General features: G+C 69.3%; 16 protein-coding genes. 11 read left to right on the top strand and 5 right to left on the bottom strand.

What is annotated here, in order from left to right; translation table 11 throughout:
- Window positions 1-94: 94 nt before the first annotated feature.
- Both HMPREF0591_RS03660 and HMPREF0591_RS03665 read right to left on the bottom strand, forming a co-directional pair.
- The gene (locus HMPREF0591_RS03660; RefSeq protein ID WP_007167068.1) at window positions 95-1,267 is read right to left on the bottom strand and encodes a sulfotransferase family protein; all 1,173 of its coding nucleotides are present in this window, start codon (window positions 1,265-1,267) and stop codon (window positions 95-97) included.
- A complete protein-coding gene (locus HMPREF0591_RS03665) occupies window positions 1,264-2,361 on the bottom strand; it encodes a DUF1214 domain-containing protein (RefSeq protein WP_007167069.1) in 1,098 nt (365 codons plus the stop codon). The genes HMPREF0591_RS03660 and HMPREF0591_RS03665 overlap by 4 nt, the downstream gene beginning before the upstream one ends.
- Window positions 2,362-2,421: 60 nt before the next feature.
- Between HMPREF0591_RS03665 and HMPREF0591_RS03670 the strand changes: the two genes are divergently transcribed.
- Complete coding sequence (locus HMPREF0591_RS03670) at window positions 2,422-3,006, top strand: TetR family transcriptional regulator (RefSeq protein ID WP_007167070.1); 585 nt, start codon at window positions 2,422-2,424, stop codon at window positions 3,004-3,006.
- A gap of 10 nt (window positions 3,007-3,016) precedes the next feature.
- Here HMPREF0591_RS03670 and HMPREF0591_RS03675 read toward each other — a convergent pair whose 3' ends face one another.
- The gene (locus HMPREF0591_RS03675; protein ID WP_007167071.1) at window positions 3,017-3,598 is read right to left on the bottom strand and encodes a TetR/AcrR family transcriptional regulator; all 582 of its coding nucleotides are present in this window, start codon (window positions 3,596-3,598) and stop codon (window positions 3,017-3,019) included.
- A gap of 142 nt (window positions 3,599-3,740) precedes the next feature.
- Here HMPREF0591_RS03675 and HMPREF0591_RS03680 point away from each other — a divergent pair, with 142 nt between their 5' ends.
- From HMPREF0591_RS03680 to HMPREF0591_RS03720, 9 genes are all read left to right on the top strand, one after another.
- Window positions 3,741-5,966: an acyl-CoA dehydrogenase family protein gene (locus HMPREF0591_RS03680; RefSeq protein ID WP_007167072.1), complete on the top strand. Its 2,226-nt coding sequence runs from the start codon at window positions 3,741-3,743 to the stop codon at window positions 5,964-5,966.
- Window positions 5,967-5,974: 8 nt separating this feature from the next.
- Window positions 5,975-7,183, top strand: coding sequence for a thiolase family protein (locus HMPREF0591_RS03685; protein WP_007167073.1), 1,209 nt, complete (start codon window positions 5,975-5,977; stop codon window positions 7,181-7,183).
- Window positions 7,184-7,189: 6 nt separating this feature from the next.
- A complete protein-coding gene (locus HMPREF0591_RS03690) occupies window positions 7,190-7,603 on the top strand; it encodes a Zn-ribbon domain-containing OB-fold protein (protein WP_007167074.1) in 414 nt (137 codons plus the stop codon).
- Between the two features lie 190 nt (window positions 7,604-7,793).
- Window positions 7,794-9,131 carry an amidohydrolase family protein gene (locus HMPREF0591_RS03695; RefSeq protein WP_007167075.1) on the top strand — a complete coding sequence of 446 codons (1,338 nt, stop codon included), beginning with the start codon at window positions 7,794-7,796 and terminating at the stop codon, window positions 9,129-9,131.
- 2 nt (window positions 9,132-9,133) lie between these two features.
- Complete coding sequence (locus HMPREF0591_RS03700) at window positions 9,134-11,467, top strand: CaiB/BaiF CoA-transferase family protein (protein WP_007167076.1); 2,334 nt, start codon at window positions 9,134-9,136, stop codon at window positions 11,465-11,467.
- A gap of 1 nt (window position 11,468) precedes the next feature.
- Window positions 11,469-11,798: a hypothetical protein gene (locus tag HMPREF0591_RS03705; protein WP_007167077.1), complete on the top strand. Its 330-nt coding sequence runs from the start codon at window positions 11,469-11,471 to the stop codon at window positions 11,796-11,798.
- Between the two features lie 8 nt (window positions 11,799-11,806).
- Window positions 11,807-12,976: a thiolase family protein gene (locus HMPREF0591_RS03710; RefSeq protein WP_425270150.1), complete on the top strand. Its 1,170-nt coding sequence runs from the start codon at window positions 11,807-11,809 to the stop codon at window positions 12,974-12,976.
- Window positions 12,973-13,395, top strand: a complete 423-nt coding sequence (locus HMPREF0591_RS03715) for a Zn-ribbon domain-containing OB-fold protein (RefSeq protein WP_007167079.1) — start codon at window positions 12,973-12,975, stop codon at window positions 13,393-13,395. Before HMPREF0591_RS03710 ends, HMPREF0591_RS03715 begins: the two co-directional genes overlap by 4 nt.
- Before the next feature lie 7 nt (window positions 13,396-13,402).
- Window positions 13,403-14,056: a MarR family transcriptional regulator gene (locus HMPREF0591_RS03720; protein ID WP_007167080.1), complete on the top strand. Its 654-nt coding sequence runs from the start codon at window positions 13,403-13,405 to the stop codon at window positions 14,054-14,056.
- Here HMPREF0591_RS03720 and fadD1 read toward each other — a convergent pair.
- The gene (gene fadD1, locus HMPREF0591_RS03725) at window positions 13,995-15,638 is read right to left on the bottom strand and encodes a fatty-acid--CoA ligase FadD1 (protein ID WP_007167081.1); all 1,644 of its coding nucleotides are present in this window, start codon (window positions 15,636-15,638) and stop codon (window positions 13,995-13,997) included. The genes HMPREF0591_RS03720 and fadD1 overlap by 62 nt on opposite strands.
- A 235-nt stretch (window positions 15,639-15,873) precedes the next feature.
- On the opposite strand from fadD1, the gene HMPREF0591_RS03730 reads away from it, so the two are divergent.
- A complete protein-coding gene (locus tag HMPREF0591_RS03730) occupies window positions 15,874-16,053 on the top strand; it encodes a hypothetical protein (RefSeq protein WP_040621049.1) in 180 nt (59 codons plus the stop codon).
- Here the strand turns inward: HMPREF0591_RS03730 and HMPREF0591_RS03735 are convergent.
- Complete coding sequence (locus HMPREF0591_RS03735; RefSeq protein WP_050789970.1) at window positions 16,040-18,172, bottom strand: EAL domain-containing protein; 2,133 nt, start codon at window positions 18,170-18,172, stop codon at window positions 16,040-16,042. The two genes, HMPREF0591_RS03730 and HMPREF0591_RS03735, sit on opposite strands and share 14 nt — an antisense overlap.
- Window positions 18,173-18,217: the final 45 nt, after the last annotated feature.

The following is an 18,217-nucleotide window of genomic DNA, read 5'->3' on the forward strand; positions in this document are numbered from 1 at the left end:
CCGGCGCCCGCACCGCCACCGCCGCCGGCGCCCCCCATGGGGCCCGGCTTCGTCAGGCTCGCACCCTGAAGCCCGCGACGGAACCCGCGCCTTCTCAGCGGAGCGTTTCGGTCGGCACGGCGTAGCGGTGCTGGTAGGCGCGCACCCGCTCCCGCACCTCGCCGGCGGCCAAGCCGGTGTCTGACCAGGTGTAGCGGCCACGCCCGCCGTCGCCGGGATGGGCGGCGAGGAAGCCACGCATCTTTTCCTCGGCCTCGGGCCGCAACTCGCGGTCCAGCCTTTGGTAGATGTCCTTGATGGTGGTCCACGGGTCATTGACGAAGTCGCTGTACTGCACGTCGATCACCCGCTCCGCCGGTACCGCACCGCTGTCCCGCAGCGCCATCTCGCGCTCGAGACCGACGGCGATCTCCTCGTAGGACTGGGCCGCGCACTCGGCGATGCTGGACTCCTCGCTGCACATCCGGCGCAGGTGGTGGGTCAGGGCGGCGATCGACGAGATGACGTTGAGCGGGTCGCGATGGGTCTGCACGATCAGCGCGTCGGGGTATTCGGCCAGCAGCGTGTCGAGCTGCCACAGGTGCGCGGGTGACTTGAGCAACCACTGGCCCGGCACTCCGGATTGCAAGTGCTGCAGGAACATCCGGTGGTAGCGGTAGGCGCCCGCGTGGTCCGCCTCGTAGAGCAGCCAGCGGTAGTAGTTGGGCAGGCGGTACTGCACCGAAAAGATCATGCTGACGAACTCGCCGGCCGTGATGCGCACGCACTCCTGCCCGACGAGCGCACCCATCGGATGAAACGCCAGGAACCCCGGCATGATCTGTTCGGACATGTCGATGCTGGCCTGCGTGTGCGCGATGCGCGGATCGTCGTGATAGGTCGCCGGCTGCGGAACCGGGCAGGGCTCGTCGACCTCCCACGTCAACGGGGCGCGTAACGCGGGATCCTGGGCGAGCAGGTCGTAGAGGATCGTGGTTCCGGTCCGCGGCTGGCCGACGATGAAGATCGGCGCCGCAACCGGTTTGGTGGCGATCTCGGGGTGTCGCCTGCGCCAGGCGGTCACGCCGAGGCGGTTCTTCAGCGCCCGCATGATGTCGAGGTGGGCGATCTCCACGCCGATGTCGGACAGCCGGGCGTCGTTGATCAGCCCGTCGGTGAGGCGGTGCAGCCCGGGCCGCCACCCCTCGGCGCCGAAGTCGTCGCTGCCGGCTTCCTCGCAGGCGGCGGCGATGAGCCGTTCGGGGGCGAAGCGGTCCCGCAGGGTCATACCGGCTCCTCACCTCGACGCACCGAAACCGTCACCTCGGGAGGGCTCGGGTTGTCCAGCCAGCGCAGGACGACGAAGCCACGATGCCGGCCACCGGTATCCAGCCAGTGCCCTACTCCGAAGTCCCTGGCGGAGATTGCGATTCGCACCCGCCCGTCCGCGTCGGGCAGCACGCCGCGATTCGTCACCGAGCTGTGCCGGGCGCGCGGCTCCAGGCACTCGTGCCAGATGCTTTCCAGCGTGACGTTCCAGTACCGGGTGTCGGGAGGATCGATGTCGAGCACCAGGGCCTCGTCGGGATCGAGCCGGTAGGTCCCGAGCATGTACAGGTTGTCCGGCGTGGTGTCCGCGGAGCCCAGGTTGGCGGCCTCGGCCGTCACCAATGAGTTTGGCGCGTCGAGCAATTCGGGCCTGATGGTGCGGTGCAGCGTCGCGAGCTTCATCAGTGACCAGGCCATCGCGGTGAACTGATCGGCGAGCACGTCGTCGGTCAGCGGCGTCAGGGGGCCGGGGTCCAGCGCCTCGATCCGCAGCGTGGCCAGTTCCTCGCGCGCACGGTCGCCGATGTACTCGCGGACCACGACGGACGAAGCGTCGTCGGGAATCTTCACCCACTGCGCGCCGGCCAGATCGGATGGTTCGTCCGCCGCGAGCACGAGCGCGAATTCGCCGGCGCTCAAAGCCAGGTCGACGTCGCTGACGTAGCCGGCCATGCGGCGGGGCGTGAGACCGGTGCCGGCCAGGATCTGCACTCCGAGGTAGGCGCTGGTGCCCCGGGAACCGGTGATCCGGTAGCTCCGGTCCCCGCGAATCATCGCCAGGTAGTAGTTGCCGTCGGGGTTGGGCCCGCCGACCATGCGGTTGTCCGAACACATATCGAAGAAGGTGGGCCGGTCGGCGTCGGCCTCGACCGACATCTGCGCGCACAGCGAGGAGACGCGGGCGATCAGCCGCAGCCCCTCGAGCAGCTCGCGCTCGGACTCGGCGTCCTCGGTCACGACCTTGGTGACGTCCGCGACCATCTGCTGAAAGAACTGCCACGCGGCGCGCGCCGCCGGGGCGCTCCGATCGGACGATTCGAGAGGCTGAGACATCGTCTCATGCTAAGACTATGTCTTACGCTTTAGGCGTCGATTCGCGGGAAAAGGTGGGGAATGGCTGCCACGACGTCGCTGGCCGAACGGAAGCGCACGGCGATGCGCCAGCGCATCGCCGCCGTCGCCGCCCAGCTGGTCGCCGATCGCGGCCTGGCGGGCACGACGATCGATCGCATCGCCGACCAGGCCGACATCGGGCGGGCCACGTTCTTCCGCTACTTCAACTCCAAGGAAGACGCCGTCGCCGAGGGCATGACCGTCCACTGGCTCAACCGCATCACCACCGCCCTGGCGGCCCAGCCCGATCACTTGAGCGCCACCGACGCGGTGGTCGGGGCCTTCGCGGAGCTCGCCGGCGGGTTCGCCGAGATCGAAGACCGGATTCGTGAATTGGCGCTCCTGACAAGGTCTTCGGAGACCTTGGACGCCTGGACGTTGCACATCTACGTGCGGTATGAGCTCGCGATCGCCGAACTCGTCGCGCCGCGGCTGCCGCGACTGGCCCCGCAGGACCCGCGGCCCCGGCTGATCGGCGCCCTGGCGATGGCGACCGTGCGGATCGCCCTGGACGACTGGCTCAGCCACGGGGGATCGCTACCGGACCGCGTCGGTCAGGGGCTGGCGGCGATCGCGGTCGGGTGATCGGCCGGTATCAACCTGTGAGTGCCTCGACGATGAGCCGCGTCGTGCGCTCGGCGCGGCGCCGCGAGTAGGGCTGGGCGCCGGAAAGGATCGGATACACCACTCCGCCGACGATCGCGTCCGCGGCCGACTCGGCGGTGGCGGCGGCGATGCCCGAGGCGAGCAGCCGGGCCCGCACGCTCTCGTGCAGAGGAGCGCTGAAGCCGGCGCGCAGCCGCACGGCGGTGTCCTCGTGTTCCATGCAGGCGACGGTCAGCGTCCGCAACATGGCGGACCCGCGGGCGGTGGTCAGGCTGGCGACCAGCTTGCCCACCCAGCCCACCAGATCGGCGGCCAGGTCGCCGGTGTCAGATACCGACGCCAACAACTTGTCGGCGTCCTCGAGCATGACGTCGGCGACCAGCGCCGGGCGGCTCGGCCACCACCGATAGATGGTCTGCTTGCCCACTCCGGCCCGAGCGGCGACCGCCTCGATGGTCAGGCCGTCGAACCCGCGCTCGAGAAGCAGCTCGCGCGTGGCGGTGACGATGGCCGTGCGCGACTTCTCGCTGCGCCGCCTGGGCGGGCCCACCCGGGTGAGATCGCTTGGCATCTGGTGGTCCTCACTGCGCGGGGGCCCGCTTTACATTGCCTGACTACCGCCGGTAGTCTGCCACAAGACGAGACGGTCCGTCTTGTAAGTCGGAAGGATAGCAGTCGGTGCGGCCAACCTTAGTCACCTCTCGGCCGTCATCGTGACCCTCGGACTGAGCCCGGAGCAGCAGGAGCTCAGCGCTGCCGTCGGGCAGTTCGCCGCCCGCCACGCGCCCATCGCCGCCACCCGCGACACCTTCGACGATCTCGCGGCGGGGCGGCGGCCGGCATGGTGGGAGGCTCTGGTCGGCAACGGGTTTCATGCGGTGCACCTGCCCGAAAGCCTGGGCGGTCAGGGCGGCGGGCTGATCGACGCCGCCTGCGTCATCGAGGCTTCGGGCAAGGCGCTGTTGCCCGGGCCGCTGCTGCCGACCGTCGCGGCGGGAGCGGTTGCCCTGCTCGCCGATGCGACGCCGGCCGCAGAAGCGTTGCTGCGCGACCTGGCCGCGGGCACCACCGCCGCCGCCGTGCTCCCCGGCGACGGCGACTTCAGCGCGCGCCCCGACGGCGGGGAATGGCTGGTCACCGGCGCGTCGGAGGTGACCGCGGGCGTGTGCGCGGCGCGGACGGTCCTCGTCGCCGCGCGTGACGAGGACGGCGCGGTGGTCTGGGTCGTCGTTGACACCGAAAAGCCAACCGCGAGCACCGAAGCCGTGAAGGGCACCGACCTCGTCGCCGATGCCGGGGTGTTGCGACTGGACGCCTACCGCGCGGCCGGCTCCGAGGTGCTCACCGGCATCGATCCCGACCGCGCCCGATGCGTCACGCTGGGCCTGCTGGCCAGCGCGATGGCCGGCATCGTGCAGTGGTGCGTCGAGGCGGTCACCGCCCACCTGCGCATCCGGGAACAGTTCGGCAAGGTGATCGGCACCTTCCAGGCGTTGCAGCACAACGCCGCGATGCTGTTGGTCAACAGCGAGCTCGCCACCGCCGCGGCCTGGGACGCCGTGCGCGCCGCCGACGAGCCGCTCGACCAGCACCGGATGGCCGCGGCCGGCGCGGCGGTGATCGCGATCTCGCCGGTGCCCGACCTCGTCCTCGACGCGCTGACCATGTTCGGCGCCATCGGGTTCACCTGGGAGCACGACCTGCATCTGTACTGGCGGCGGGCGATCAGCCTCGCGGCCTCGATCGGCCCGGCGAATCGCTGGGCCCGGCACCTCGGGCAGCTGACCTGCGCCCGGCAACGCGACATGTCGGTCGACTTGGGTGACGCGGAATCGGAGTTCCGGTCGTGGGTGGCCGAGACCCTCGACGCCGCAATGCAATTGCGCAACAACCAACCGGCACCGCACGGCGACTACCCGGATCAGGCCTCCGGGCCCCAGCGTACGTTGCTGGCCGACGCCGGCCTGATCGCGCCGCACTGGCCGGCGCCGTGGGGTGTCGACGCGGGTCCGCTCAAACAGCTCATCATCGACGAAGAGTTCGCCAAGCGACCCGCTCTGGTCCGGCCGTCGCTGAACATCGCCGAGTGGATCCTGCCCTCGGTGCTGGCCGCCGCACCACAAGACCTGCAAGAGAAGCTGATTCCGCCGACCCAGCGCGGCGAGATTCATTGGTGCCAGCTGTTCAGTGAGCCGGGCGCCGGGTCCGACCTCGCGTCGCTGGCCACCCGGGCGACCAAGGTCGACGGCGGTTGGCGGATCAACGGCCACAAGATCTGGACGTCGTTGGCGCAGTACGCCGACCTCGGCGCCCTGCTGGCGCGCACCGACCCCGAAGCCGGCAAGCACCGTGGCATCGGCTACTTCATCCTGGACATGCGGTCGCCCGGCATCGAAATCCAGCCGATCAAAACGGCCACCGGGCAGGCGCACTTCAACGAGGTGTTCCTCGACGACGTCTTCGTCCCCGACGCGATGTTGCTGGGCGCCCCCAATGACGGCTGGAACCTGGCGATCGCCACCATGGCCGAAGAGCGTTCGGCCATCAGCGGTTACGTGAAGTTCGACCGCGCGGCCGCGCTGCGCCGGGTCGCGGCCGAACCCGGGCCCGACCGCGACGACGCGCTGCGCGCCCTCGGCGAATTGGACGCGTACGCCAACGCCATCAAGGCGCTGGGGGTGCGGGAAACCATCCGGTTGCTCGACGGACAGCCCTCGGGCCCGGCGTCCAGCATCGCCAAGGTGGCGATGAACGAACTGCTGCGCAGGACATTCGAGGCCACCCTGCGGTTGACGGGTCGCACGGCCATGGTCGCCGACGCCGACCCCGACGTGGTGGAGCGCTACCTGCACCTGCCCGCGGAGCTGATCGGCGGCGGCACCCGGGAGATCCAGTTGAACATCATCGCCCAGCTGATCCTCGGACTACCCCGAAAGTAGGACTGCGCATGGGATTACGCGGTGAGGCCGCGATCGTCGGCTACGTCGAGCTGCCACCCGAACGGCTCAACAAGGCCTCGCTCGCGCCGTTCGCGATCGAACAGTGGGCGGATCTGTCCGCGGCCGCCCTCGAAGACGCCGGGCTGTCCGGGGACGTCGTCGACGGGATCGTGGCATCGCACCTGGCCGAGTCGGAAATCTTCGTGCCGTCGACCATCGCCGAATACCTCGGCGTCGGCGCGCGCTTCGCCGAGCACGTCGACCTCGGCGGGGCCAGCGCGGCGGCCATGGTGTGGCGGGCGGCCGCGGCGATCGAGCTGGGCATCTGCGACGCGGTGTTGTGCGCGTTGCCGGCCCGCTACATCACGCCCTCATCGAAGAAGAAGCCCAGGCCCCTGGTCGACGCGATGTTATTCGGCTCGTCGAGCAACCAATACGGCTCTCCCCAAGCCGAATTCGAGATCCCCTACGGTAACCTCGGCCAGAACGGCCCGTACGGGCAGGTCGCCCAGCGCTACGCGGCCGTCTACGGCTACGACGAACGGGCGATGGCCAAGATCGTCGTCGACCAGCGATTCAACGCCAACCACACCGAGGGCGCGATCTGGAAGGACAAGCCGCTCACCGTCGACGACGTCCTGGCCAGCCCGGTGATCGCCGATCCGCTGCACATGCTGGAGATCGTCATGCCCTGTGTCGGGGGCGCCGCGGTGGTCGTCGCCAACGCCGACCTCGCCAGGCGCGCGCGCCATCGTCCGGTGTGGGTCAAGGGATTCGGCGAACACGTGCCGTTCAAGACCCCGACGTATGCCAAGGACCTGTTGCATACCCCGATCGCGGAGGCCGCCGACACCGCGTTCGCCATGACCGACCTGAGTCGCGAGCAGATGGACATGGTGTCGATCTACGACTGCTACACCATCACGGTGCTGCTCTCGCTGGAGGACGCGGGCTTCTGCGAGAAGGGCAAGGGCATGGAGTTCGTCGCCAACCACGACCTCACGTTCCGCGGCGACTTCCCGCTCAACACCGCGGGCGGCCAACTGGGCTTCGGCCAGGCCGGGCTCGCCGGCGGCATGCACCACGTCTGCGACGCCACGCGCCAGATCATGGGCCGCGCCGGTGCAGCGCAGGTCGCCGACTGTCATCGCGCCTTCGTGTCCGGCAACGGCGGAATCCTTTCGGAACAAACGACGCTCATCCTCGAGGGAGACTGACCGGACATGACCAACTTCGAGCGTCCGATGCCCGTCAAAACCCCGACCAGCACGCCGTTTTGGGACGCGCTGGCGCAGCATCGCATCGTGATCCAGTATTCGCCGTCGCTGGGAAGCTATGTGTTCTACCCGCGGGTGCGCGCCCCGCGCACCCTGGCCGACGATCTTCAGTGGCGCGAGATCACGGGGATGGGAACGTTGTATTCCTACACCGTGGCGCGCCGGCCGGTCAGCCCGCACTTCGCCGACGTGGTCCCGCAGCTGCTGGCCATCGTCGAATGGGACGAGGGGCCAAGGTTTTCCACGGAGATGGTCAACGTCGATCCCGCCGATCTACGGGTCGGGATGCGGGTGCGGCCGGTGTTCTTCGACTACCCGGAACACGACGTCACGATGCTGCGGTACGAGCCAGCCGGCTGAGGCTCGGGCGCGAAAGCGCGGCCGGCCGCGCGCCCGCAGTAGCGACTATTAGTCGCTACTCAGCCAACGGCCCGGCCGCCCAGCGAAGGCGTGCCCGTGTTGCGGTATAACCGTTTAGCCGCGCCGAACACGGTTGACACTGTGACGAACGCCATTGTCTACTAGTCACTGTCTCGGTGAGGAGCGCGGCATGCACAAGGACGACCTGATCCTGATCAGCGTGGACGATCACATCGCCGAGCCCGCCGACATGTTCGACGCCCACGTCCCCGCCAAATACCGCGACCGCGCTCCCCGGGTGGTCGTCGAACCCGACGGCATCCAGCAGTGGTACTACGGCGAGGTCCGTGGGCGGAACATGGGCCTGAACGCGGTGGCGGGAAAACCGCGGGAGATGTACAACATCGACGCATCCCGCTACGACGAGATGCGGCCCGGCTGTTTCAACGTCGACGAGCGGGTCCGCGACATGAACGCCGGCGGTCAGCTGGCCGGACTGAACTTTCCCAACTTCACCGGCTTCTCCGGCCAGGTCCTCAACCAGGGTCCCGACCGCGACGTCAACCTCGTGATGATCAAGGCCTACAACGATTGGCACATCGACGAGTGGTGCGCGGCCCACCCGGGCCGGTTCATCCCCTGCGGCATCCTGCCGCTGTTCGACGTGGCCGAGGCGGCCAAGGAGGTCAAGCGACTGGCCGGCAAGGGCTGCCACGCGGTGACGTTCTCGGAGAACCCGGAAGCGTTGCAAATGCCCAGCATTCACACCAAGTACTGGTATCGGTTGTTCGAGGCCGTGTGTGAAAGCAAGACCGTGCTGTGCACGCACGTCGGTTCGGCCTCGCGTTCGCCGCAGGTGTCGAGCGACGCACCGCCCAGCGTGCAGATGACGGCGTCGTCGATGATGAGCATGTTCACCTTCACCGAGCTGATCTGGGCCGAGTTCTGGGTCGATTTCCCGGAGTTGAAATTCTCCCTCACCGAGGGCGACGTCGGCTGGATCCCATACTTCCTGTGGCGGGCCGAGCACGTCTACAACCGCCACTCCGGATGGACGCTGGCGAAGTTCCCGCCCGGGTACGGCGGGCCAGCCGACGTGTTCAAGCGCCACTTCTACACGTGCTTCATCAGCGACAAGGTCGGCGTGCGCAACATGGACTGGTTCAACGAGGACATGCTGTGCTGGGAGTCCGACTTCCCCCATTCCGACAGCAACTGGCCGTTCGCACCCGAGGACGTCATCGAGACGATGGGGCACCTCGACGACGCCGTCGTCAACAAGATCACCCACGAAAACGCGATGGCCGCCTACTCCTTCGATCCTTTCCGGCACATCCCCAAGGACCACGCCCGGGCCGGCTACCTGCGCGCCCAGGCCCCCGACGTCGACGTGGTGACACACGTCGGCCGCCGCGCCAGCCAGCGTGACCGCGACGCGTGGACCCGGATGACCCAGTTCGCCCTGCAATCCCAGGTGACGGCGGAGGCCGGCGGGATCGCGGGACGCGCCACCACCCTGGGCAACTGAGCGTGGCAGCCCGGGCGCCGTTCGCGGACTGGCGCGTACTGGAGCTGTCCAACGGCATCGCGGTGTCCTACTGCGGCAAGATGTTCGTCGACGCCGGCGCCGACGTCGTGAAAGTCGAATCGGCAGCGGGTGATTCGTTGCGCGGCCGCGACGCCGGCGGGCCGCCCGGCGCGCTGTTCGGCTACCTGGCCGCGGGCAAGAAGTCGGTGGCCAACACCGGCCGGCCGGAGGTCACCGAGCTGCTGGCCGGCGCCGACATCGTCGTCACCGACCTGACCGACGGCTGGACCCTCGACGGCATCACGGCCCACACCGGCGCCGCGGCGGTGGTGGTCACCGTGACCCCGTTCGGCACCACGGGCCCCTACGTCGACGACCGCGTGATCGCCAACGAGTTCATCCTGCAGGCGTTGTGCGGCTCGACCGCCGGTCGAGGCTGGCCGGAAGACGAACCGGTGCAGGCCGGCGGCCAGCTCGGTGAGTGGCTGGCGGGCACCTTCGCGGCGGTGGTCGCCGCGGCGACCGCCCGGCATGCCGCGCGCAGCGGCCGCGGCGAGATCGTCGACGTCTCCAAATACGAGGCGATGGTGATCGCGATGGGCGGGCTGTCCGCCATGTCGGCCAGCGTGCTGGGCGCCGACTCCCTGCTCGGGCAACGCAGCCTGGAGCTGCCGTCGATCGTGCCCACGGCCGACGGCCTGGTCGGCTTCTGCACGATCACCGCGCAACAATTCCAGGACTTCCTGGTGCTGATCGATCGTGCCGACCTGCTCGACGACGCCGAACTCGCCTCGTTCGACGGCCGGGTCGCGCGCCGCGACGAGTTCCTCGACATGGTCACGCAGTGGACCCGGTCCCGCACCACGCGGGAGGTCGTCGACCTCGCGGTCGGCTTCCGGATCCCGGTGGCCCCCATCGCGACACCGGAAATGCTGCCGACGATCGACCATTTCGTGGAGCGCGGCGTGTTCGTCGAGTCCGGGGATGGCGTGCTGCAGCCGCGGGTGCCGTATCGCAGCGACGCGATGGCCACCACGCCGCCCGGGCGGGCGCCGGAACTCGGCGCCGACAGCGGGCGCGTCCACTGGCCACCGCGTTCCGGCGCGCCCGGCGACGCCGACGCCGACGCGCTGCCGTTGGCCGACACCCGGGTCACCGACTTCACCGCGTTCTGGGCGGGGCCGGTCGCCACGCAACTGCTGGGCGCGCTGGGCGCCGACGTGATCAAGGTCGAGGGGGTCCGTCGGCCCGACGGCATGCGGTTCTCCGCCGGCCGTCCGCCGACATGGGACCGGTGGTGGGAGTGGGGCCCGGTCTTCCTGTGCAGCAACAACAACAAGCGCGGGGTCAGCATCGAACTCAGCACCGACGCGGGGCGGTCTCTCGCGCTGGAGCTCATCGCCGCAAGCGATCTCGTCATCGAGAACTTCTCGCCCCGGGTGATGACGAACTTCGGCCTGGACTGGGATGCTGTACGCGCGGCCAACCCCGGCGCCATCATGGTGCGGATGCCCGCCTTCGGCCTCGACGGTCCCTGGCGCGACCGCGTCGGCTTCGCCCAGACGATGGAGCAGGCGACGGGCATGGCGTGGATGACCGGACACGCCGACGGCCCCCCGGTGATACCGCGCGGCGTCTGCGACCCGATCGCGGGGCTGCACGCCGCCTTCGCCGCCGTCGCCGCGCTGGTGATCCGCGACCGGGACGGGACCGGCATGCACGTCGAATCCACCATGGTGGAGGCGGCGCTGAACGTGGCCGCCGAGATGCTGGTCGAATACTCCCGCAACGGGGTCACGATGCGGCGCAACGGGAATCGCGGGCCGGGCGCCGGCCCGCAAGGGGTCTACCGATGCCGGGGGGACGACGACTGGGTGGCGCTGGCCGCGATGGACGATGCCGCCCGCGCGGCGCTGGCCGATGTGCTGGAGCGGCCGGACCTCCGCGCGGGCGACTGGTGTGAGCAGCCGGACGAGATCGACAAGCTGATCTGCGCCTGGGCGGGGCGGCGGCCGGTGGCCGAGGCGGTCGAAGCGCTGCGCGCCGCCGGGGTGGCCGCGGCGCGGGTCACTCCGGCCCCCGAATTGCTGAGGGATCCGCACCTGCACGCCCGGGGCTTCTGGGAAACCGTCGACCACCCCGTCGCCGGGTCGTTCCTGTGCACGGGGATGCCGTTCGCGTTCGTCGGCAAGCCCCGGCGCTGGATCCGCCGGCCACCGCCGCTGTATGGGCAGCACACCGGTGAGGTCCTGACCGCCCTCGTGGGGCGCAGCCGGGACGAGTTGTCCGCGTTGGCGCGCTCGGGGACCATCGGCGACCGTCCGGCGGGGCTGTGACATGGCGGTCACCCTGTGCGTCCCGCCGCGCCCCGGCGAACTGTGCGCCCCCGTAAGGTTTTTGGTGCGCGAGGACACGGTGGTGATGGAGCTGACCGCGCGGCACCGCATCACCAGCGTCGACTGGGACGAGCACGAACGCGCGGTGGCGATGGTCGTCGAGATCACCGACCCGCAGACGGCGCGGCCCGTGGACGTGCGGATCGACGTCGTAGACAGGGGCGCGGCGCCCGCCGATGCGCGAACCACGACGATCGGGACCATCACCCGCGACGGGCGACGCTACGACGTCGTCGGCACCTACCTCGGTGTCGTGGCCGACGAGAACTGAAGCGAAGGATCACCAAAGTGGCAGGCAGAAAACGCACGGCGGCGATCGTCGGGGTGCACAACACCCGGCAGGGCCGACGCCTGGACGGCGAGACGTCACGCAGCCTGGCGCTGACGGCCATCCGCGGCGCCCTCGACGACGCGGGCCTGCGCCTCGAGGACGTCGACGGGGTCAGCGCGGGGCCGCTGTCCACCGCGCTCATCTACGACCTGCGCCTCGGCCCGGCCTGGCAGGGGCTCGCGTTCGGCGTCGGCATGGTCACCGAGGCGGTCACCGCCATCGAACACGGCATGGCCGACGTGGTGGTGCTGGTGGCCGCCCAGGCCGGCGAGTACCGCGATCACGAGGCGACGGCGCCATGGACCCGGCCCGAAAACGAATTCGTCGCCCCGTGGGGCATGTTCACCACCGCGGAGTTCGCGCTCATCGCGCGCCGGCACATGCACACCTACGGCACCACGCGCGAACAACTTTCGATCGTCGCCGCGACCATCCGCAACAACGGGTCGCGCAACCCCGAGGCCGTCTACTACCGGCGCGGGCCCTTCGCGCCCGACGACATCACCGCGTCCCGGCCCATCGCCGAGCCGTTCCACCTCCTCGACTGCGCCACCACGTCCGAAGGCGGGTGCGCGCTCGTGGTGGCCAACCTCGAAAAGGTCGATGGCGCAAGCCAGCCCGTCTACGTCCTGGGCAGCGGCGCCGACTTTCACGGTCCGTCCTACCAGCATCCGCCGGCGTGGGATCTGGCCGGGCGGCGCGACCGGCACGTCAACGGCGTGGTCGGCCGGCGGGCGGCCCGGCGCGCGTTCGACCACGCCGGGCTGCGGCCCGACGACGTCGACGTGCTGGAACTGTACGACCCGTTCTCGTTCGAGATCATCCGGCAACTCGAGGCTTTCGGGTTCTGCGGCGACGGCGAGGGCGGGCCGTTCGTCGCCGACGGTCACATCGCCATCGACGGCAGCCATCCCATCACCACCGACGGAGGAACGATGTCGTTCAGCCACGCGGGCTCCAATCCCCAGATGATGCAGCGGGCCATCCGCGCGGTCGAGCAGTTGCGCGGCCAGGCCGGCGAGCTCCAGGTCCCCGACGCGCATATCGCGTTGTGCAGCAACGGGGGAGCGGGGGCGTTGTTCACCACGCTGCTGATCCTGGGGGACGAGCCGCGGTGACCGCCGATGCCCTGCGGCCCCAAGCCGGTCCGGTGCCCCACGCCATGAGCCCGCTCAGCCTCCCGTTCTGGGAGGGGTGCCGGTCGGGCGAATTGCGGTACCAGCGCTGCGAAGCCTGCGGGCTGGCGAACTTCCCGCCGACCGAGCACTGTCGCCAATGCCTTGCGGCGCGGCTGCGCTGGCAGCGCGGCGCGGGCCTGGGCGAGATCTACAGCTGGACGGTGGTACACCGGCCGGTGACGGCGGAATTCGAACCCCCCTACGCGCCCGCGATCGTCACGCTGGACGAGGGCTACCAGATGCTCACCAACGTCGTCGGGGTGGTACCGGGGGAGTTGCGGATCGGCATGCGCGTGCGGGTGCAGTTTCATGCCGTCGGTCCCGACGTGACGCTGCCCTACTTCACCGGACAGAGGTAGGCCGGCCGTGAGCCCGCGGCGCACCGGCGACGGCCTGCCGGTGACGGCCTACCTGGTGCTGGGCGTGCTGGCGGCCAACGACGAGCAGCTGACCGCGGGGGAGATCAAGATGCGCGCCGAGCTGTCGGTCGGCCACTTCTACTGGTCGCCCTCGGTCAGCCACGTGCGGCGCGAGCTGAACCGCCTGCTGGCGCGCGGCATGGTCGGCGAGATCGGCGCCCGGTCCGGCAAGCGGGCCATCACGCTGTACGAGACCACCGACACCGGGCTCGACGCGCTTCGGCGTTGGGTGCAACACTTCCCGGGCCAGGACCAGGTCGTCATCAAGCACCCCGTCATCCTCAAAGCCTGGCTTTCCCGCGGCGAGGACCCCGAGCGCATCGTCGAGACGTTGGACCGGCACCTCGAGGCGACGCGGGCGCGGCTGGACGAAGCGTTGTGGTCGCGGCAGCGGTCACGCGAGCTCGGCATTACCGATGACCCGAGCCAGCGCTTCTCGTTTGCCGTCCTGGACTACGCGATCCGCGGCTTGTATGCGGAGCTGTCCAACATCGCGCAGCTGCGCGACGAGATCGCCTCCGGCACAACGCAAGATCCGGTCAAACGGGTCCGACGGGCGAAGGGTCAGATCCGCCGGCGGGTGCCCCGGAGCCCGGGCTAGGCGTCGCGACCACGTAGGCCGCGCCGCGGGATTCGCGCTCCCACAGGGTTTCCCCGGCGGCGACGGCCGTGCCCTCGGCGATCAGTTGGCGTTTGAGCACCTTGTGGGTGGCGGTGCTGGGCAGATCCGTGGCGAGGCGGACGTAGCGCGGACGCGCCTTGGGGGACAGGTCCGGCTGTGCGTCGAGGAACGCTTCGAACGCGTCGGGCTCGAGGGTGTGCCCCGCGTTGAGGACGATCGCGGCCATCACCTGATCGCCGACCCGCTCGTCCGGAACCGCGTACACCGCGACACGGTTTATTGCGCTGTGCCGCAGCAGGATCCGCTCGATGGGCGCGGCGGCCAGGTTCTCGCCGTCCACCCGCATCCAGTCGGCGGTGCGGCCGGCCAGATAGATCCAGCCCTCGGCGTCGCGGTAGGCGAGATCGCCGGACCAGTACATGCCGTGGCGCATGCGCTCGGCGTTGGCTTCGGGGTCGTTGTAGTAGCCGGTGAAGAAACCCGAGCCGGCAGTGTTGACCAACTCGCCGACGGCCTCGTCGGCATTCGTCAGGGCGCCGCTGGCGTCGAACCGCGCCACCGCACACTCGGTGACGGTGTCGCTGTTGTAGATCGCCACCCCCTCGGCACCGCGGCCGATCGAGCCCTTCGGCGTGCCGGGCTCGCGGATCACCATCACGGCGTTCTCGGTGGAGCCGAAGCCGTCCTCGACCTGGACGCCGAAGCGGCGCGCAAACTCCTCGATGTCCTTGTCGTTGGCCTCGTTCCCGAAGGCGACGCGCAACGGGTTGTCGGCGTCGTCGTCGCGCTCCGGGGTGGCCAGGATGTAGGCGAGCGGCTTGCCGACGTAGTTCATGTACGTCGTGCCGTAGTGCCGGACGTCGTCGAGGAAGTTGCTCGCCGAAAACCTGGCCGGCACGATCGCGGCGCCGGAGACCACCGCGGGTGCCCAGCCGGCGACCACCGCGTTGGAGTGGAACAGCGGCATGGACACGTAGCAGGTGTCCCGCTCGGTCAGGGCGAAGCGCTGCGCCAGATTGAGGCCGGCGAAGGTGGCCATCAAGTGGGACACCTGCACGGCCTTCGGGTTGCCGCTCGTGCCGGACGTGAAGATCATCATGAACGGGTCCATCGCGGTGACCTGCCGATGGGGCACGAGTTCGCCGGCCTCCCCGACGAACTCGGCCCACTCCGGCGCCGAGGTGTCGAGGACCCGCGTTCCCTCCAGATCGAGGCCGTCCAGCAGCGAGCGGTGCTCGGCGTCGGTGACCAGGAACTGGCAGTGCGCGCGCCGGACGTCGGCCGCCAGCGCCTCGCCGCGCCGCGTGGTGTTCAATCCGCACAGCACGTAGCCGCCGAGCCCGGCCGCCGCCATCTGGGACAGCATCTCGGGGTCGTTTCCCAGCAGCGCGCCCACGTGCATGGGCCGGCCCGGATCGGCGGCGGCGATCAGGGCCGCCGCCCGCACCGCCGCACCGGCCAGGTACCGACTCCAACTCCATTGCAGCCCGCGGTGTTTGACGGCGAGCCCGGGGTCGGACAAGCGCTTGCGCAGCAGCGCCTGAATCGTGTCGTCAGTCATCGGTCGGATTCACCTTCACTCTGCGTGGCCACTGCGAGACGAGACGGTCCGTCTTATGGTAGCGGCGGGCCGAAGGTCGTCCCACCGCGCAGTCGGTGGACGCCGCCCACGCTCGCGACCCCGGTCCGGCACCACCCCGGGTGGTGAACCATTTCATCCCAATTTCTCCAACGCTTCCCGATCGAAGACCGCGTGTATAGCGGCTCCGTCCGTATCGAACGGCGAACATGGCCCCATGCTGTTCGAGTTGCACCGCTCGCTGCTTCTGCTCCGGAACCGGGCGCGACATTTCCTCGCCGATCCTGACACCCGCGGTCGGTGCGCCCCTCTGGTCGGCGGCGTCACGGTGGTCGGCCGGCGGCTGAGAAAGACGACGATCAACGCCAGAAGCGGGAACCGGGTCACCCGGCCGTGAGGAAAGAGCTGCCGGTTGGGCTGCGCCGCTGCTCGTACATGGCCTGATCGGCGCGCTCGAGGACGGCGTCGACGGATCGGCCGTCCCCCGACCGGTGTGCCGCGCGGCCGACCGTCAAAACGATAGAGATCTCCGTTCCGCCGGCAAGGGTAATCGGTGTCCGTTGTACCTCGCTCGCGATCCGGTCGGTGAGCAGCGCGAGCTCGGGGTCGTCAACGGCGTCGGTGATGACGAGGAATTCATCGCCACCCCAGCGGGCGACGAGGCCATCGTCTCCGACGGCCGCGAGTAAGCGGCGGGCGATCTCGACCAGGAGTTCGTCGCCGGCCCGGTGGCCGTGTCGGTCATTGATGGACTTGAAATGCTCGATGTCGCAAAACAGAATGCCGTAACCGTCGTCGGCGGCGTCGAGTTGCTCGAGCTGGCTCCACGCCGCGGAGCGATTGGCGATCGCCGTGAGCGTGTCGGTGGTGGCCTGGCGGGCCAGCTCGGCTTCCCGCATCCGCTCGGCGGTGACGTCGAGAATTTGGGAGACGAAGCAGCGTGGCTGGTTACGCGGGCCTTGTACGAGCACGGCGGTGAGGTCGCACCATACGATGCGTCCGTCGGCGGCGATGAAGCGCTTGTCCATGCGGTAAGTGCGTCGGCGCCCCGCAAGGCACTCACCGAGCAGGGCCAGGTCGGCATCGAGGTCGTCGGGATGCGTGATCTCCTGGAACGTCAAGCCCGCCAGGGCCTTTCTGCCGTAACCGAGCATGTTCCGCAGCGCTCGGTTGGTGCGCTGGAACGCCCCGTCGAGGCCGACCACGGCCATGCCGATGGGCGAATGTGTCAACGCCAGCTCGAACCGTCGCTCACCGAGCAGATCGAAGACGGCCGAGGACTGATCGACCGGTTCGGCGACGACGGCGCCGGCCGCAAAACCGTGGGTGTGCGACTTGGGCCGGCTGAGGTAGAAACCCTGCGCCCAGGGGATGCCGGCCGCGCCCACCGCATCCAGTTCGCCCTGGCTCTCCACCCCTTCGGCGATGACGGTCGCACCGATTTGCGCGGCCAGTTCGGCGATGGATTGGGCCAGTCGCCGGCGGGCATCGTCGGCGTCGATGTTGCGTGTGATGGAGTGATCGATCTTGATGAATTCCGGTGCGATCTCCAGCACGTGCGAGAACGAGGAGAAACCGGCGCCCACGTCGTCGACGGCCACTCGCATGCCGCGCGCCCGGCATGCTTCGAGGACGTCGTCGAGAGCGTCGTAGTTCTCGACGGCATCGTGCTCGGTGATCTCCAAGACGAGTCGTGACGGGTCGACCTCGGCAAGCAGTTCCCGCCACGGAGTGCATAGCACCGCCGACGGCGAGATGTTCACCGCGACGAACACCTCGTTGGGCAGCTGCGGCACCAGCGACAGGGCATGCGCTATCACCGCGGTCTCCAGCTCGATGTCCAGGCCCAACGAGGCCGCCTCGGCGAAGACCAGATCGGGGCGAAACGGTTCACAGGGGAAGCGTGCGAGCGCTTCGACGCCGAGCACCTTGCCGGTCGCGACGTTGTGCACCGCTTGGAAGACGATTTCGAAGTCCCGCTCGGCGACCATGCGGCGAATGCCATCGTGCTGATCGGTGGGGATCGTTTTCGGGTCCGCCGGCATTTCCATCAGCGCGCCGATGAGTTCGGCCATCTTTCTGATCACTCGCAGATCGATGTCGGCCAGATGCGGCTTTGCCTGTTGGCTGACCGCACACACCATCCCGACCGCGGAACCGTCCGGGCCGAGCAAGGGGACACCCACATAGGCGCCCAGACCCCATTCGAGGGTCCTCGCCAGCACGGAGGCGGTCTTGTCGGCCGACGTGTCCGGGATGACGGCGGGCAACCGCCCATCGATCACGCGGACGCTATACGACTCAGACAGCGAAGATCGGTCGCCGGGCGACAGGCTCAGGGCGCGGGCGTCGCCGTCGATGACCTCGAACACCTGCATGCCGCTGCGAAACGACGCGATCCAGGCCGTGTCGAGACCGAGGCGACGCCGCAACATGCCCAGAAGGGTATGGACCAGATCGACCGAGTTTCCCGGCTCATGGCCCACGGCGTTTGCTCCCCGCTCGTCGGCGCCCATAGCGAACGATGGTAAACCCGCATCCTGCAGGAGGGATTCGGAACC

Source organism: Mycobacterium parascrofulaceum ATCC BAA-614 (assembly GCF_000164135.1).
Lineage (GTDB): Bacteria > Actinomycetota > Actinomycetes > Mycobacteriales > Mycobacteriaceae > Mycobacterium > Mycobacterium parascrofulaceum.

Excerpts from the sequence above, each read along its gene's own strand:
- HMPREF0591_RS03660 (WP_007167068.1), bottom strand. The coding sequence starts at position 1,267 with ATGACCCTGCGGGACCGCTTCGCCCCCGAACGGCTCATCGCCGCCGCC.
- HMPREF0591_RS03665 (WP_007167069.1), bottom strand. The coding sequence starts at position 2,361 with ATGTCTCAGCCTCTCGAATCGTCCGATCGGAGCGCCCCGGCGGCGCGC.
- HMPREF0591_RS03670 (WP_007167070.1), top strand. The coding sequence starts at position 2,422 with ATGGCTGCCACGACGTCGCTGGCCGAACGGAAGCGCACGGCGATGCGC.
- HMPREF0591_RS03675 (WP_007167071.1), bottom strand. The coding sequence starts at position 3,598 with ATGCCAAGCGATCTCACCCGGGTGGGCCCGCCCAGGCGGCGCAGCGAG.
- HMPREF0591_RS03685 (WP_007167073.1), top strand. The coding sequence starts at position 5,975 with ATGGGATTACGCGGTGAGGCCGCGATCGTCGGCTACGTCGAGCTGCCA.
- HMPREF0591_RS03690 (WP_007167074.1), top strand. The coding sequence starts at position 7,190 with ATGACCAACTTCGAGCGTCCGATGCCCGTCAAAACCCCGACCAGCACG.
- HMPREF0591_RS03695 (WP_007167075.1), top strand. The coding sequence starts at position 7,794 with ATGCACAAGGACGACCTGATCCTGATCAGCGTGGACGATCACATCGCC.
- HMPREF0591_RS03705 (WP_007167077.1), top strand. The coding sequence starts at position 11,469 with ATGGCGGTCACCCTGTGCGTCCCGCCGCGCCCCGGCGAACTGTGCGCC.
- fadD1 (WP_007167081.1), bottom strand. The coding sequence starts at position 15,638 with ATGACTGACGACACGATTCAGGCGCTGCTGCGCAAGCGCTTGTCCGAC.
- HMPREF0591_RS03730 (WP_040621049.1), top strand. The coding sequence starts at position 15,874 with ATGCTGTTCGAGTTGCACCGCTCGCTGCTTCTGCTCCGGAACCGGGCG.
- HMPREF0591_RS03735 (WP_050789970.1), bottom strand. The coding sequence starts at position 18,172 with ATGGGCGCCGACGAGCGGGGAGCAAACGCCGTGGGCCATGAGCCGGGA.